Origin of the sequence: Streptomyces sp. NPDC058653 (assembly GCF_042716895.1) — a bacterium.
GTDB lineage: Bacteria > Actinomycetota > Actinomycetes > Streptomycetales > Streptomycetaceae > Streptomyces.
Genome location: NZ_JBHXRM010000017.1, coordinates 65,460 through 81,121 on the forward strand (window position 1 = coordinate 65,460; position 15,662 = coordinate 81,121).

Sequence of the window (15,662 nt, forward strand, 5' to 3'; positions counted from 1 at the left end):
TCATGACCGATCACACGTCCGGCAAGGTGACCTTCGTCGGGGCCGGCCCCGGCGCGGCCGACCTGCTGACCTTCCGCGCCGCGCGCGCCATCGCCGACGCCGATGTCGTCATCTGGGCGGCGAGCCTGGTGCAGGCGGAGGTTCTCGACCACGCGCGCGAGGGCGCCGAGATCCTCGACTCGGCGGCGCTTTCCCTGGAGGACGTCGTCGCCGTGTACGGACGGGCGGCGCGCGAGGGGCTGAAGGTCGCCCGGATCCACTCCGGCGACCCGGCTCTCTGGGGCGGTACGCAGGAGCAGGCCGACCGCTGCGACGCCCTCGGTCTGGAGGTGGAGATCGTGCCGGGCGTCTCCTCGTTCTCGGCCGTCGCCGCCGTCGCGGGGCGGGAGTTGACGATTCCGGAGATCGCGCAGTCCGTGATCCTGACCCGGCTGGGCGGGGGCAAGACGCCGATGCCGCCGGGTGAGGAGGTACGGGAGTTCGCCAGGCACGGCACGACGATGGCGGTGTTCCTGTCGGCCGCGCGGTCGGGGCAGCTCACCCACGAGCTCCTGGAGGGCGGCTATCCGACGTCCACGCCGGTCGTCGTCGCCCATCAGGTGACCTGGCCCGAGGAGCTCGTGGTGCGCTGCACCATCGGCACGCTGGAGGAGACCGTCAAGGAGCACAGGCTCTGGAAGCACACGCTCTTCCTGGTGGGACCGGCGCTGTCCGCGTCGGGGACGCGCTCGCACCTCTACCATCCCGGGCATTTCCACGGCTTCCGGCGTGCCGACCCGGCCGCCCGCAAGGCCCTCCGCGAGGAGCGGGCCCGGGGTGCCGCACGGTGATCACCGTCATCGGTACGGGGACGGGGACACCGCTCTCGCCGGACTCGCGCCGGGCCGTGGCCGAGGCGACCCTGGTCGTCGGCGGGCAGCGGCATCTCAAGGAGGCCGAGGCGGTGGCCGGACTCCGCCGAGGCGCCTCGCGGGTGGTGCTCGGGCCCCTCGCGCCGGCCCTGGACACCATTGCGCGGCACCACGCGCGTGAGGGCGCCGGGCGCGTGGTGGTGCTGGCGTCCGGCGACCCGGGGCTGTTCGGGATCGTACGGGCGCTGGCCGGGCGTTTCGGGGCCGAGGCTCTCGACGTACGGCCCGCCGCCCCGTCCGTGGCCGTGGCGTTCGCCCGCATCGGCCTGCCGTGGGACGACGCGGTGGTCGTCAGCGCGCACGGACGCGACCTCCGTACGGCGGTCAACGTCTGCCGCGCGCACCCCAAGACGGCGGTGCTGACCGGTCCGGGCGCGGGGCCCGCCGAACTCGGCGCCGCGCTCGCGGACACCGGGCTCCCCCGCACCCTCGTCGTCGCGTCCGCCCTCGGCGACCCGGACGGGGAGCGGGTCGAGCGCCTGTCCCCCGCCGACGCGGCGTCCCGTGACTGGCCTGAGCCGTTGACCGTGGTGCTGTGCCTGGACGAGGCGCGGGCGCACGCCCCCGCGCCGCGCACACTGGCCGGTCGGGGCCCGGGGCCCACCCGCTGGGCGCTGGGCGAGGAGGAGTTCGCGCACCGCGACTCGATGATCACCAAGTTCGAGGTGCGCGCGCTGGCACTGGCCCGACTCGGCCCGAGAACGGGCGATCTGGTGTGGGACGTCGGCGCGGGCTCGGGCTCGGTGGCCGTCGAGTGCGCCCGGCTGGGCGCGGCGGCCATCGCGGTGGAGAAGTCGCCCGACGGCGTCGGGCGCGTCCGCGCCAACGCGCTGGCCCACGGCGTGGACGTCCAGACGGTGCACGGGGCCGCCCCGGCGGCGCTGTCCCGACTGCCCGATCCGGACGCCGTGTTCGTGGGCGGCGGCGGCCGTGAACTGGCCGACGTCGTCACGGCGTGCGCGCGCCGGGCGCGCCGGACGGTCGTGGTGTCGCTGGCCGCGCTGGACCGGGTGCCGGCGGTACGGGGGGCCCTGACCGACGCCGGGTTCGTCACCGACGGCGTACTGCTCCACTCCTCGCGCCTCGCGCCGCTGCCCGGCGACGTGACCCGGCTCGCGGCCACGAACCCCGTCTTCCTGCTGTGGGGCGACCGCCCCGCGGCGCCGGACCCCCATTCCCTGCAAGGAGCGACCCAGTGATCGGCCTGATCTCCGCGACGGCGGCGGGTGCCTCGGCCCGTGACCGCCTGGCCACGGCCTGGCCCGGCCGGACACGTGTCTACGACGGCCCGGTGCGCCAGGCGGTGGAGCGGGCGTTCGCCGAGTGCGAACAGTTGGTGTGCTTCCTCGCCACGGGCGCGACGGTACGGCTGCTGGCCCCGCTGCTCGCCGACAAGGCGACGGACCCGGGGGTGGTGTGCGTGGACGAGGCGGGACGGTACGCGGTGTCACTGCTCGGCGGCCACCGCGGCGGGGCGAACTCCCTGGCGACGGAGGTCGCGTCGGTCCTGGCCGCCACCCCGGTGATCACCACGGCCACGGACGCCACGGGGGTCCCGGGGCTCGACACGCTCGGCCTGCCGGTCGAGGGCGCGGTGGCGGCGGTGACGCGCGCACTGCTCGACGGCGCGCCGGTGACGCTGCGGGCGGACGCGACCTGGCCGCTGCCCGCGCTGCCGCCGAACGTGACGCGCGGCGGGGCCCCCGGCGGGGAGCAGGTGTCGACGGCCGGGGAACGGCCGGACAGCGCCGGCATTCTCCTCACCGACCGCGTGGTGCCCCTGGGGCCGGCGGACGTCGTCCTGAGGCCGCCTTCGCTGGTCGTGGGGGTCGGTGCCAGCAAGGGCGTGGGCGAGGACGAGGTGTACGAGGTCGTCGGTGCCGCCCTGCGGGACGCCGGGCTCTCCCCGCTCAGCGTCGCGGCGTTGGCGACGGTCGACGCCAAGGCGGACGAGCCCGGGATCGTCGCGGCGGCCGGCAGGCTCGGGGTGCCCCTCCGGGCGTACCCGGCCGAGCTGCTGGCTGCGATCGCCGTGCCCAACCCGTCCGACGCGCCCCTCGCGGCCGTCGGTACCCCGTCCGTCGCCGAGGCGGCGGCGCTCGCCGCCGGACGCGGCGGTGAACTCCTCGTACAGAAGCGGAAGTCCAGCCCCGAGGGACGTCCCGCGATGGCCACCTGCGCCGTCGTGCGCACACCTCCGCGCGGGCGGCTCGCCGTCGTCGGCCTCGGGCCGGGCGCGCGGGACCTGCTGACCCCGCGCGCCACGGCCGAGCTGCGGCGCGCGTCGGTGCTCGTCGGGCTCGACCAGTACGTCGACCAGATCAGGGACCTGCTGCGGCCCGGCACACGTGTCGTCGAGTCGGGGCTCGGCCACGAGGAGGAACGGGCCCGTACGGCGGTCGCCGAGGCCCGTGCGGGCCATGCCGTCGCGCTGATCGGCAGCGGCGACGCGGGGGTGTACGCGATGGCGTCTCCCGCGCTGGCGGAGGCGACCGACGACATCGAGGTGGTGGGCGTACCGGGGGTGACGGCCGCGCTGGCCGCCGCCGCGATTCTCGGCGCGCCCCTCGGGCACGACCATGTCTCGATCAGCCTGTCCGACCTGCACACGCCGTGGGAGGTCATCGAGCGCCGCGTCCGCGCGGCGGCCGAGGCCGACATCGTGGTGACCTTCTACAACCCGCGCAGCCGGGGCCGGGACTGGCAACTGCCCAAGGCGCTGGCCCTGTTGGCTGAGCACCGTACGGGCTCGACGCCGGTCGGGGTCGTACGCAACGCCTCCCGCCCCGACGGCACCAGCCACCTCACCACCCTCGCCCGGCTCGATCCGGCGACGGTGGACATGATGACGGTGGTGACGGTGGGCAACACGGCCACGCGTGAGATCGCGGGCCGCATGGTGACGCCCCGGGGTTACCGGTGGCAGTCGGAAGGAGTCCGATGAGCCGCGATCCCGCTCCCGACCGCGTGGTCCATCCGATCGAGGAGGAGTCGTTCCGCAGGCTGCGCGCCCGTGTCGACACCTCGCACCTCGCGCCGCTGACCCGCGCGGTCGTGGAGCGCGTCATCCACTCGGCGGCCGATCCCGACTATCTGGGCGATCTGGTCTGCGACGAGGCCGCGTTGGCCGCCGCGCACGGCGCGCTGCACGCGGGCGCCCCGGTCGTGGCGGACGTGCGGATGGTCGCCGCCGGCATCACCCGCCGCACCGCGGTCTGCCGTCTTGAGGAGGCGGTGTCCGGGCCCGGGCTCACCCGTTCCGCGCACGCGGTGCGCCTGGCGTACGAGGAGGTCGGCCCCGGCGCGCTCTGGGTGATCGGCTGCGCCCCCACCGCGCTGGAGGAGCTGCTGCTCCTGGACGCCGCGCCCGCCCTGGTGATCGGGCTCCCGGTCGGCTTCGTCGGCGCGGTCGAGTCCAAGGCCGCGCTCCGTGGGAGCGGGCTGCCCGCGGTGAGCAACATCTCGGAGAAGGGCGGTTCCGCCGTGGCCGCCGCCGCGCTCAACGCCCTGCTCTACCACCCGTACGACCCGTCCCCGTACCCGCTCGCCAAGGAGAACGCGTGACCACCCCCCGACCCGCACTGCTCATCGCCGGCCACGGCACCAGGGACACCGGGGGCGCCGAGGCCTTCCGGGAGTTCGTACGGGAGGTGGGCAGGCGGCACCCCGAACTGCCCGTCGCGGGCGGCTTCATCGAGCTGTCGGCACCGCCGATCGGGGACGCCGTGGCCGAACTCGTCGAACGGGGTGCCACACGGTTCGCCGCCGTCCCGCTGATGCTGGTGTCCGCCGGACACGCCAAGGGCGACATACCGGCCGCGCTCAAGCGCGAGCAGGAGCGCCACCCGGGGATCTCGTACACCTACGGCCGTCCGCTGGGTCCGCACCCCGGACTGCTCACCGTTCTCGAACGGCGCCTGGAGGAGGCCCTCGCGGGCCTGGAGGGGTTCGACGGCGACCGGTCCGAGGTGACCGTGCTGCTCGTGGGGCGCGGTTCGACCGACCCCGACGCCAACGCGGAGGTGCTGAAGGCGGCACGGCTTCTCTGGGAGGGCCGCGGTTACGCGGGGGTGGAGACGGCCTTCGTGTCACTGGCGGCGCCGGACGTGCCGAGCGGGCTCGACCGCTGTGTACGGCTCGGGGCGCGCCGGATCGTGGTCCTGCCGTACTTCCTGTTCACCGGGATCCTGCCGGAGCGTGTGGTGCGGCAGACCCGGGAGTGGGCGGCGGCGCATCCGGGGACCGAGGTGGCGTCGGCCGATGTGGTGGGTCCCACCGAGGAGTTGCTGGACCTGGTGATGGAGCGCTACCGGGAGGCGGTCGAGGGCGATCTGCGGATGAACTGCGACAGTTGCGTCTACCGGATCGCGCTGCCCGGCTTCGAGGACAAGGTGGGGGCGCCGCAGCAGCCGCACTTCCACCCGGACGACGACGGCCACGGCCATCACCACGGGAACGGCCAGGGACACGGCCACGGGCACGGGCACGGCAGTCATGCGCACGCGCACTGACACCGCCGACCTCGGCCGGCCGGACCTGGCCGGCCACGATCTGCGCCACCACGGCGACGCCGAGGTACGGGACGACGGGGCGGACCTGACCGACCTCGCGGTCAACGTCCGCCCCGGCACACCCCCCGACTGGCTGCGGGAGCGCATCGCCGCGTCGCTCACCACCCTCGCCGCCTATCCGGACGGACGCGCGGCACGGGCCGCCGTCGCCGCCCGCCACGGGCTGCCGGTGGAACGGGTGCTGTTGACCGCGGGCGTCGCGGAGGCGTTCGTCCTGCTGGCCCGCGCCCTTCCGGCCCGCCATCCGGTCGTGGTGCACCCGCAGTTCACGGAACCCGAAACGGCGCTCGTCGGCGCGGGGCACACGGTGCGGCGTGTGCTGCTCGACCCCGCGAACGGCTTCCGGCTGGATCCGGCGGCCGTCCCCGAGGAGGCGGATCTGGTGGTGGTCGGCAATCCGACGAACCCAACGTCCGTGCTGCACCCGGCCGACGACCTCCTGGGACTGGCGCGTCCGGGGCGGACGCTGGTCGTGGACGAGGCGTTCATGGACGCGGTGCCAGGGGAGCCGGAGGCGCTCGCGGCGCGCGGCGACGTCCCCGGGCTCGTGGTGCTGCGCAGCCTGACCAAGACGTGGGGGCTGGCCGGGCTCCGGATCGGTTACGTGCTGGCCGATCCGGCGACCCTCCAGGCCCTCGCGGCGGCCCAGCCGCTCTGGCCGGTCTCCACGCCCGCGCTGGCCGCCGCCGAGGCGTGCATGACCCCCGCCGCGCTCGCGGAGGCGGAGACGGCCGCGCGCCGCACGGTGGTGGAGCGGGCCCATCTGCTCGCCGGGCTGGCCGAGTTCGGCACCGTACGCGCCGTGGAGCCGGCCTCGGGGCCCTTCGTGCTGGTGGAGACGGACGCGGCCGACGCGGTACGGGAGCGGCTGCGCGCGCTGGGGTTCGCGGCCCGGCGCGGCGACACCTTTCCGGGGCTCGGGCCCCGGTGGCTGCGGCTCGCGGTGCGGGACCGGGCGACGACGGACCGCTTCCTGCGTGCGCTCGGCCTCGCCCTGTCGGCGGTCCGCGCCTGAGAGTCACGGACCTGCGTGCGCGGCCGGCCGCCGGAGGGACTCACGCCCCGCCCGGCGGCCGGCCGTACACCACCGGCGCCCGGCCGCGCACCACCCACGACCGGCGCCGACAGCCGGACCGGACCCCGACGCGCCGACGCCGGCGCCCAAGCCCGCGTCGGCAACAGCCCTCAGGACCGACCGTCAGCTCCTGCCGCGCCCGCGCACCAGCACCATCGCGCCGCCGCCCACGGCGAGCAGCAGCACGGCCCCGCCGGCCAGATACGGCGTCGTCGAACCCCCGCCCGTCTCCGCGAGGTTCTCGGGGGCGGGCTCCGAGGCGGTCTGCGGTTCGACGCCCTCCTTCTCCGGTGCCAGCCGCTCCCGCTCCACCGGTTCGGCGGGCGCCTCGCACGTCGCCTCGGCGAGCGTGACGGTGCCCCGCACATCGGCGACGTTCAGCTTGAGCGGGTCCAACGCGACCCGCAGTTCGAGCGCGGTCGCCGCGGCCGTACGGGAGGTGGTCCGCGTCTTCGACAGGTCGAGCGTCACCTCGCCGACGCCCGGCACCTCCACGCGGGTCGGGCCGCCCGCGGAGAGCGTGACCTTCTTACCGAGGACGGTGACGGAGCCGAGCACGTCGGATTCGGCGACGGGCTTCTCACCGGCCTCGCAGACGGCCTTGGAGGTGACCTCCTGGACCTCGACGAGCGAGAGCAACGGCAGCCCGGGGACATGGACCTTGGCGTGCGCGATGTTGGCGTGGCCCTCGGCCCTCCGGTCGTCGGCGGTGGCCCGCGCGCTGGCGACGTCGGCGCGCAGCACGGTGAACGGCCTGCCCTTGTCGACCCCGTCGAGTTCGACGGTCAGCGCGGTCCTGTCGGCGTCGGCCGGGGCCTGCACCTCGTTGAGCGACGCCCGCAGGGGCACCTCGACCGTCCTGTTGAGCAGGGACACGTCGAGGGCGGTCCGCAGAACGACCGCGCCCGCCGTGCCCTTTCCCGACGTCGCTCCGGTTCCTCCGGTGGCCCCCGCCGGGGCGGCGAGCAGGGCGGGCCCCGCGACCAGGGCCACCGCGGCGGCCAGGGCGGCGGATCGGCGTGCGGGCATGCGGAAGACATTGCTGTTCAAGATGGTGGAACCCCCACAGAGATTTGACGTCGCCGACCGGCCGGCACGGGGACACAGGGGCGGCGGCGACCGAGACACCGGAATCTTTACGCACCAAGAGTGAACTGGCGGACACCTGGGGTGAGTTCACCCTAAAGGGGGGTTTCCGTGTCAACGTTCGAATCAGGTGGGTACGGGCGTTCCTTCCAGCCACCCGCACGGGGGGCGCGGGGGTCGTACGCTCGGCCGTTCCGGCAGGCGTACGGCGCCCGCGAGCCACTCCCCCGCCGTCAACGTCAGCCCACGACCCGCCCGTTGAGCACGATCCGCCGCGGCGCCGCCAGCACCCGCACATCGGCCCTCGGGTCCGCGTCCAGCACCACCAGATCGGCCGGAGCGCCCTCCTCAAGGCCCGGTCGCCCCAGCCAGGCCCGCGCACCCCAGGAAGTCGCCGACAGCGCCTCCACGGCCGGGATACCGGCTTTCACCAGCTCCCCGACCTCGTCGGCCACCAGACCGTGCGCCAGGGAGCCCCCGGCGTCCGTGCCGACGAAGACCTGGACGCCCGCGTCGTACGCGTCGCGGACCGTGTCGTAACGGCGTTCGTGCAGCCGTCGCATATGGGCCGACCAGCGCGGGAACTTGGTCTCGGCGCCGGCGGCCAGCTCCGGGAAGGTGGCGATGTTGACCAGCGTCGGGACGATCGCGACGCCGCGCTCGGCGAAGAGCGGGATCAGGTCGCCGGTGAGACCCGTCGCGTGCTCGATGCAGTCGATGCCCGCCTCGACGAGATCGCGCAGCGCGACCTCGGCGAAGCAGTGCGCCGTCACACGGGCGCCGAGCCGGTGCGCCTCGGCGATCGCCGCCTCGACCTCGCCGCGCGGCCAGCACGCCGTCAGATCCCCGGCCTCACGGTCGATCCAGTCGCCGACGAGCTTGACCCAGCCGTCGCCGCGCCGGGCCTCCTCGGCGACGAAGGCGACGAGATCGCCGGGCTCGATCTCATGGGCGAAGTTACGGATGTAGCGGCGGGTACGGGCGATGTGCCGGCCGGCCCTGATGATCTTCGGCAGATCGTCGCGGCCGTCGATCCAGCGCGTGTCGGACGGCGACCCCGCGTCGCGCAGCAGCAGCGTGCCCGCGTCCCGGTCGGCGAGCGCCTGCTTCTCGCTCGTCGCCTCGTCCACCGGTCCATGGGTGTCCAGACCGACATGGCAGTGGGCGTCGACCAGGCCCGGTACGGCCCAGCCCGCGATCGTGCGGATGTCACGCGCGCCGGAGGGACGCTCGTAGGTCGTCCGCCCGTCCACCACCCAGAGCTCGTCCCTGACGTCGTCGGGACCGACGAGCACCCGCCCCTTCACATGCAGCACCGCGCGATCACTCATGGGCCGAACTTTACGAGGCGCTGAGTACCCTCGACGAGGGAGTGTCCGAACACCGTTCGAGCGACTCGCCCCACCCGACCGAACCGAAGAGAGCACACCGCCGTGACCCACCCTCTGCTGGACCTCGCCCCCCTCACCCCCGCCCACTTCGCGGCCGTCGAGCGGCGGGTGGCCGCCCTGCTCGACACCGAGCAGGACGTGGTGATCACGCAGGGTGAGGCTCTGCTTCCGTTGGAGGGCTGCGTACGGGGCGGGGCCCGCGCCGGCTCGACCGCGCTGAACGTCATCACGGGGCCGTACGGCCAGACCTTCGGCAACTGGCTCCGCGACTGCGGTGCCGCGGTCGTGGACCTGGAGGTGCCCTTCCACACCGCGGCCACGGCCGAGCAGGTCGAGCGGGCCCTCGCGGAGCACCCGGAGATCGACTTCGTCTCCCTGGTCCACGCGGAGGCGGCCACCGGCAACACCAATCCCGTGGCGGAGATCGGTGAGGCCGTCCGCGCCCACGGGGCCCTGTTCATGCTGGACGCCGTCGCGTCCGTCGCCGCCGAGCCGCTGCTGCCCGACGCCTGGGGCGTCGATCTGTGTGTGATCGGCGCGCAGAAGGCGATGGGCGGCCCCGCCGGGGTCTCGGCCGTGTCGGTGAGCGCCCGCGCCTGGGAGCGGCTGGCCGCGAACCCGGGGGCGCCGCGCCGCTCCTACCTCTCCCTCCTCGACTGGAAGGAGCGCTGGATCGACACCGGCCGTGCCGCGCTGCCCCATGCCCCGGCCCAGCTGGAGATGCTGGCCCTGGAGGCGTGCCTGGAGCGCGTCGAGGAAGAGGGGCTCGCCACTCGGATGGCGGCACACGCGTCGGCGGCCTCGGCCACCCGATCGGGCGCACTGGCACTCGGGGGTGGGATTGAGCCGTTCGTGTACGCGTCACGGGACGCCGCTCCGGTCGCCACCACGCTGCGCACCCCGCCGGGCGTCGACGCCGCCGCGCTGGTGGCCGAGGCGCTGGCCGCCGATCCCTCGCTCCCCCTGATCGCCGGGGGCGGGGCGCTGGCCGGGGAGATGGTCCGCGTCAACCACTACGGCTCCGACGCGACCCCTCTCGCGGTGAGCTCCTCGCTCGCCGCACTGGGCGCGGCACTCGTGGCGAGGGGCCTCGACGCCGACCCCGCGGCGGCCGAGAAAGCAGTATCCGACAGTTGGGCCGGCATCGCATCCGGAAAACAAAGTCGGCGTTAATTCGAGAATGCGGGAATGAATTCTTCTCCACACAGCTTCCCTGATTCGTCTGCCCGCTTTTTCTGATCCTAAACGCCAAGGTTTCAACAACGGCGCGCATGTAATTCCGACAGGGATCCAGAGCGTTACGCACATGTGACCGAGTACACAAGCGCGCCCGTCTTGCCCGGTATCTCCAGGGCAAACCAGCCCAGACCACCTCCCCGTGACCATGGCGCACGCGCCCGCGTGATAACACACATCGGGCCGGTGCCCAACCCCTGCCGACGATGCGATTTCGGAATCCGCTCGGTAAATTCAATAGACATGACTGCCGCCCAAGCAGACCTTGAAGGTGTCCGAAGCGAATTCACGCGATCCCTTCGGATCGAGGCCCCACAAGTGGAGGACGGGGCCGAGATCTGGCGCATCGCACGCGATTCCGAGGTGCTCGACCTGAACTCCTCGTACAGCTATCTGCTGTGGTGTCGTGACTTCGCCGCGACCTCGGTCGTGGCCCGCGACACCGCCTCCGGAGCGGACGGGGCCCCGATCGCCTTCGTCACGGGCTACATCAGGCCCGAGCGCCCCGAGGCCCTGGTCATCTGGCAGGTGGCCGTCGACAGCGCCCACCGGGGCAAGGGCCTCGCGGGCACCCTGCTCGACGCACTCGTCACCCGGGTCACCGACGAGCAGGGGATCACCTCCGTCGAGACGACCGTCACCCCCGACAACACGGCGTCGGACCGTATGTTCCACGCCTTCTCCGAGCGTCATGGCGCGACCCTGGAGCGCGAGGTGCTCTTCGACGGGGAGCTCTTCCCCGACGGAGGTCATCAGCCCGAGGTGCTGTACCGGATCGGCCCGCTCACGACCTGAGCAGCGCCACGTCCCCCATCCCTCACTCCTCTCCCCCACCCTTCAGGAGACCGCGATGACCATCACCCCTCCCGTCCTGAGCATCTTCGAGACCCTCGAATCCGAGGTACGGAGCTACTGCCGTGGCTGGCCGGCCGTGTTCGACCGCGCGCAGGGCAGCCGTATCACCGACGAGGACGGCCACAGCTACCTGGACTTCTTCGCCGGCGCCGGGTCCCTCAACTACGGGCACAACAACCCCGTACTGAAACGGGCGCTGATCGACTACATCGAACGCGACGGCATCACCCACGGCCTGGACATGGCGACCACCGCGAAACGCGCCTTCCTGGAGTCGTTCCAGAGCGTCGTGCTGCGGCCCCGTGATCTGCCGTACAAGGTGATGTTCCCGGGCCCCACCGGCACCAACGCCGTCGAGTCCGCCCTCAAGCTGGCCCGCAAGGTGAAGAACCGCGAGTCGATCGTGTCCTTCACCAACGCCTTCCACGGCATGTCGCTGGGCTCGCTCGCGGTCACCGGCAACGCGTTCAAGCGGGCCGGAGCCGGCATCCCGCTGGTGCACGGCACCCCGATGCCGTTCGACAACTACTTCGACGGCCAGGTCCCGGACTTCCTCTGGTTCGAGCGGCTGCTCGGCGACCAGGGCTCCGGGCTCAACAAGCCCGCCGCCGTCATCGTCGAGACGGTGCAGGGCGAGGGCGGCATCAACGTCGCCCGCGCCGAGTGGCTGCGCGCCCTCGCCGACCTGTGCGAGCGCCAGGACATGCTGCTCATCGTCGACGACATCCAGATGGGCTGCGGGCGCACCGGCGGGTTCTTCTCCTTCGAGGAGGCCGGCATCACCCCGGACATCGTGACGCTGTCGAAGTCCATCAGCGGCTACGGCCTGCCGATGGCGCTGACGCTCTTCAAGCCGGAGCTGGACATCTGGGAGCCCGGCGAGCACAACGGCACGTTCCGCGGCAACAACCCGGCCTTCGTGACGGCCGCCGCCGCGCTGAACACCTACTGGGCCGACGGGCAGATGGAGAAGCAGACCCTGGCCCGCGGCGAGCAGGTCGAGCGCGCGCTGCTGGCGATCGTCGAGGAGTGCGCCCCGGACAGCGTGAGCTTCCGCGGCCGCGGCCTCGTGTGGGGCATGGAGTTCGCGGACAAGCCGCGGGCCGGCGCGATCTGCCGCCGGGCCTTCGAGCTGGGGCTCCTGCTGGAGACCTCCGGCCCGGAGAGCGAGGTCGTGAAGCTGCTTCCCGCGCTGACCGTCACGCCCGAGGAGCTGGACGAGGGCCTGCGCACGCTGGCCCGCGCCGTACGCGAGACCGCCTGACCGAAAGGTCACCCCGGGGCCCGGGCCTGACCCGGGCCCCGAGGGGGCACCAGAACAGGACAACGCGGCCCGTCACCACAGCGGGCCGCAGCACAGAAGGGTCCCAGCCACGTGATCGTTCGATCGTTGAAGGACATCGAGAACACCGACCGCCATGTGAGATCGGCATCGGGTACCTGGGAGAGCAAGCGCCTGGTGCTCGCCAAGGAGAAGGTCGGCTTCTCCCTCCACGAGACCGTGCTCTACGCGGGTACGGAGACACCCATGTGGTACGCGAACCACATCGAGGCGGTGCTCTGTGTGGAGGGCGAGGCCGAACTCACCAACGACGACACGGGTGAGACCCACTGGATCGTCCCCGGCACGATGTATCTGCTCGACGGCCACGAGAAGCACACGCTCCGGCCGAAAACCGACTTCCGCTGTGTCTGCGTCTTCAACCCGCCGGTGACAGGGCGGGAGGACCACGACGAGAACGGCGTCTACCCACTGCTGACCGAGGAGGGCTGAATCCCCATGACCACCGCCCCTGCACGCACCGACCTGTACCCGACCCGTGGCGTGGGTGAGGTGACCACCCCGCGTCAGGACCCCGTCGTCTGGTCACAGCCCGGCGCTCCCGGCCCGGTCTCATCGGGTGAGCTCCAGGGTCTGGAGCGGGACGGGTTCCTCACCGTCGACCAGCTGATCGACCCGGACGAGGTGGCGCTCTACCGCGCCGAGCTGGACCGGCTGGTCACCGACCCCGCCGTCCGGTCCGACGAGCGTTCGATCATCGAGCCCAAGTCCAAGGACGTACGGTCGGTGTTCGAGGTCCACAGGATCAGCGAGCTCTTCGCCGGTCTGGTGCGCGACGAGCGGGTGGTGGGCCGGGCGCGGCAGATCCTCGGCTCGGACGTGTACGTCCACCAGTCCCGTATCAACGTGAAGCCGGGCTTCGGCGCCTCGGGCTTCTACTGGCACTCGGACTTCGAGACGTGGCACGCGGAGGACGGTCTGCCGAACATGCGGACCGTCTCCGTGTCGATCGCGCTGACCGAGAACTTCGACACCAACGGCGGTCTGATGATCATGCCCGGGTCCCACAAGACCTTCCTGGGCTGCGCGGGCGAGACGCCGAAGGACAACTACAAGCAGTCGCTGAAGATGCAGGACGCGGGGACGCCGTCGGACGAGGCGCTCACCGCTCTCGCGGGGCAGCACGGCATCAGGCTCTTCACGGGCAAGGCCGGTTCGGCGACGTGGTTCGACTGCAACTGCATGCACGGCTCGGGCGACAACATCACCCCGTTCCCGCGCAGCAACGTCTTCATCGTCTTCAACAGCGTGGAGAACGCGGCGGTCGAGCCGTTCGCGGCGCCCGCCCCGCGGCCGTCGTTCATCGGCTCCAGGGACTTCACCCCGGTCCGCTGACCCACCGCCTCCGTAGGAGGACGCGGGGCCGGTCGTCACGACCGGTCCCGCGCCTCTGTCCTCCGGCCGCTCAGCCCGCGATGACCGCCAGCGCGTGGTCCACGTCCGCCGTGGAGTTGTAGAGGTGGAAGGCGGCCCGCAGATTGCCCGCGCGGACCGACACCTTGACGCCCGCCGCCATGAGCCGGGGGTGCAGCTCGCCGAGGCCGGGGACGGCCACGACGGTGGAGCCGGGGGCGGCGACCGGCTCGTGCCCGAGGGAGAGCAGACCGGCCCGGAAGCGGTCGGCGAGCGCCGTGACGTAGGGGTGGATCCGCCCGACGCCGATCTCCTCCAGGAGGCCCAGGGACTGCTCGGCGCCGTGGTACGAGAAGAAGGCGATCGGCTCGTCGAACCGGCGGGCGGAGTGCGCCAGTTGCTCGACGGGGCCGTACGTACTGGCCCAGATGTCCTCGCCGGAGACCCAGCCCGCGTGGATGGGCACCAGACTCTCCTGCGCCTCCTCGGAGACGGTCAGGAACGACGTGCCGCGCGGGCTCACCAGGAACTTGTAGCCGCCGGTGACCGTGTAGTCGTACGCCCCCGCCTCCACCGGCAGCCAGCCCGCCGCCTGGGTCGCGTCGAGCAGCGTACGGGCGCCGTGGGCGCGGGCGGCGGCCCGTATCGCCGGCAGATCGGCGATACGGCCGTCGGCGGACTGGACGGCCGAGACGGCGACCAGCGCGGTCTCCGGCCGGACCTCGTCGGCCAGCGACTCCAGCGGCACATACCGGGGCTTGAGGTCGCCGCGTACGGCGAAGGGGTTGACGACGGAGCTGAACTCGCCCTCCGCCAGGAGGACCTCACCGCCCGCCGGGACGGAGGCCGCGATCAGACCGACGTGGACCGCCACGGAGCCGCCGACGGCCACGCGCCCGACGGGGACGCCCATGAGGCGGGCGAACGAGGCGCGGGCCGCGTCCACGGCGTCGGGACTGCCCGCGCCGTCACCGGCGCCCGTGCCGTTCTCAATGGCCAGCGCCCGTACGGCCTCGACGGCCCGACGTGGCAGCAGCCCGCAGCTGGAGGTGTTCAGATACGTCGTCGTGGGCCCGAACTCGGTGCCGCCCAGAGTGTCCATGACCTCACCCTGGGACCCGCGCTTCTCCCCGTCAATTGCGCGTCTTCAAGGGGGAAACCCAAGGAATCCTTATGAACGGGTGTGGGCCCTGACGGCCCGCCCGCTCAAGCCCAGCGATCTGATCCGCCATCACGCCCCCACGCGTATCCACCCGACGGACAGGACTTGGGATACCGAACCAGGCGCACGGCGCATCCCTCGGGAAGGCGCGGACAGCATGCGGTCGACATCTCTCCGGAAACATCCATGATTCTTCTGGCCCCCGTTCAACTCGGCCGCAATCCGCCGGCCCGGCTTTCAAGCCATCAGGATCATGTTCTCCCCGGCGGTCAGCTTTGACAACGTATGCAACGCCGGAATTTCCGCGCGCTCACGTTTCCGGTGAAGTGGAACCGGGTGACGTAATGCCTTGGTCCTCGGTTGTGGCAGGGGCGCACGGGTACGTCAAGTATTCGGTCGAGTCCGTGCGCCTGTCCTGTTGACGGGACAGATGGCGGATCAACCGCGGGTACGGTCGGTTGATCGATCGCGATCGGCTCACTACCGTGGTCGATCGGCGATTGGATAACGTCGGTCCGATGCCGTGGAGCCGGTTCGGCAACTCGACGACCTCAAGGAAAACTGTGTGCACGATTACGCACATCGGATTCCTCGGGCGGAAATTACATGCAAGGCGCTGACATCACAGTTCGAAGCGGCGAAATAAGCGACCCGTTTCGCCGCCGACTTGACCGCGACAA

At 72.4% G+C, this 15,662-nt stretch carries 14 protein-coding genes; 11 read left to right on the forward strand and 3 right to left on the reverse strand.

Features of this window, described 5'->3' with window-relative positions:
• Nucleotides 1–2 precede the first annotated feature (2 nt).
• From cobM to cobC, 6 genes are read left to right on the forward strand one after another with little or no spacing between them, the layout of a single operon-like run.
• Complete coding sequence (gene cobM / locus ACFWU9_RS16850; RefSeq protein ID WP_384318941.1) at nt 3–830, forward strand: precorrin-4 C(11)-methyltransferase; 828 nt, start codon at nt 3–5, stop codon at nt 828–830.
• Complete coding sequence (gene cbiE, locus ACFWU9_RS16855) at nt 827–2,110, forward strand: precorrin-6y C5,15-methyltransferase (decarboxylating) subunit CbiE (RefSeq protein WP_384318943.1); 1,284 nt, start codon at nt 827–829, stop codon at nt 2,108–2,110. The genes cobM and cbiE overlap by 4 nt, the downstream gene beginning before the upstream one ends.
• Nucleotides 2,107–3,855 (forward strand): precorrin-3B C(17)-methyltransferase, encoded by a 1,749-nt coding sequence (gene cobJ, locus ACFWU9_RS16860; RefSeq protein ID WP_384318945.1) that lies wholly within the window; start codon nt 2,107–2,109, stop codon nt 3,853–3,855. Before cbiE ends, cobJ begins: the two co-directional genes overlap by 4 nt.
• The gene (locus tag ACFWU9_RS16865) at nt 3,852–4,475 is read left to right on the forward strand and encodes a precorrin-8X methylmutase (RefSeq protein ID WP_384318947.1); all 624 of its coding nucleotides are present in this window, start codon (nt 3,852–3,854) and stop codon (nt 4,473–4,475) included. The genes cobJ and ACFWU9_RS16865 overlap by 4 nt, the downstream gene beginning before the upstream one ends.
• The gene (locus tag ACFWU9_RS16870; RefSeq protein WP_384318949.1) at nt 4,472–5,422 is read left to right on the forward strand and encodes a sirohydrochlorin chelatase; all 951 of its coding nucleotides are present in this window, start codon (nt 4,472–4,474) and stop codon (nt 5,420–5,422) included. Before ACFWU9_RS16865 ends, ACFWU9_RS16870 begins: the two co-directional genes overlap by 4 nt.
• Nucleotides 5,406–6,497: an Rv2231c family pyridoxal phosphate-dependent protein CobC gene (gene cobC / locus ACFWU9_RS16875; protein WP_384318951.1), complete on the forward strand. Its 1,092-nt coding sequence runs from the start codon at nt 5,406–5,408 to the stop codon at nt 6,495–6,497. Before ACFWU9_RS16870 ends, cobC begins: the two co-directional genes overlap by 17 nt.
• 183 nt (nt 6,498–6,680) lie before the next feature.
• Here the strand turns inward: cobC and ACFWU9_RS16880 are convergent, their stop codons facing one another.
• The gene (locus ACFWU9_RS16880) at nt 6,681–7,607 is read right to left on the reverse strand and encodes an SCO1860 family LAETG-anchored protein (RefSeq protein WP_384318953.1); all 927 of its coding nucleotides are present in this window, start codon (nt 7,605–7,607) and stop codon (nt 6,681–6,683) included.
• Between the two features lie 275 nt (nt 7,608–7,882).
• The gene (locus ACFWU9_RS16885) at nt 7,883–8,974 is read right to left on the reverse strand and encodes an amidohydrolase family protein (protein WP_384318955.1); all 1,092 of its coding nucleotides are present in this window, start codon (nt 8,972–8,974) and stop codon (nt 7,883–7,885) included.
• A 102-nt stretch (nt 8,975–9,076) separates the two neighbouring features.
• On the opposite strand from ACFWU9_RS16885, the gene ACFWU9_RS16890 reads away from it, so the two are divergent.
• From ACFWU9_RS16890 to thpD, 5 genes are all read left to right on the forward strand, one after another.
• Nucleotides 9,077–10,207 carry a pyridoxal-phosphate-dependent aminotransferase family protein gene (locus tag ACFWU9_RS16890; RefSeq protein WP_384318957.1) on the forward strand — a complete coding sequence of 377 codons (1,131 nt, stop codon included), beginning with the start codon at nt 9,077–9,079 and terminating at the stop codon, nt 10,205–10,207.
• 306 nt (nt 10,208–10,513) lie between these two features.
• Nucleotides 10,514–11,065: a diaminobutyrate acetyltransferase gene (ectA, locus tag ACFWU9_RS16895; RefSeq protein WP_384318959.1), complete on the forward strand. Its 552-nt coding sequence runs from the start codon at nt 10,514–10,516 to the stop codon at nt 11,063–11,065.
• Nucleotides 11,066–11,120: 55 nt separating this feature from the next.
• Entirely contained in the window at nt 11,121–12,389 is a 1,269-nt protein-coding gene (gene ectB / locus ACFWU9_RS16900) for a diaminobutyrate--2-oxoglutarate transaminase (protein ID WP_384318961.1), read from the forward strand.
• Nucleotides 12,390–12,500: 111 nt separating this feature from the next.
• A complete protein-coding gene (locus ACFWU9_RS16905) occupies nt 12,501–12,899 on the forward strand; it encodes an ectoine synthase (protein ID WP_384318963.1) in 399 nt (132 codons plus the stop codon).
• A 6-nt stretch (nt 12,900–12,905) separates the two neighbouring features.
• Nucleotides 12,906–13,802 carry an ectoine hydroxylase gene (gene thpD / locus ACFWU9_RS16910; protein WP_384318965.1) on the forward strand — a complete coding sequence of 299 codons (897 nt, stop codon included), beginning with the start codon at nt 12,906–12,908 and terminating at the stop codon, nt 13,800–13,802.
• A gap of 70 nt (nt 13,803–13,872) precedes the next feature.
• Here thpD and ACFWU9_RS16915 read toward each other — a convergent pair whose 3' ends face one another.
• The gene (locus ACFWU9_RS16915) at nt 13,873–14,922 is read right to left on the reverse strand and encodes an aminotransferase class V-fold PLP-dependent enzyme (RefSeq protein WP_384318967.1); all 1,050 of its coding nucleotides are present in this window, start codon (nt 14,920–14,922) and stop codon (nt 13,873–13,875) included.
• Nucleotides 14,923–15,662 lie beyond the last annotated feature (740 nt).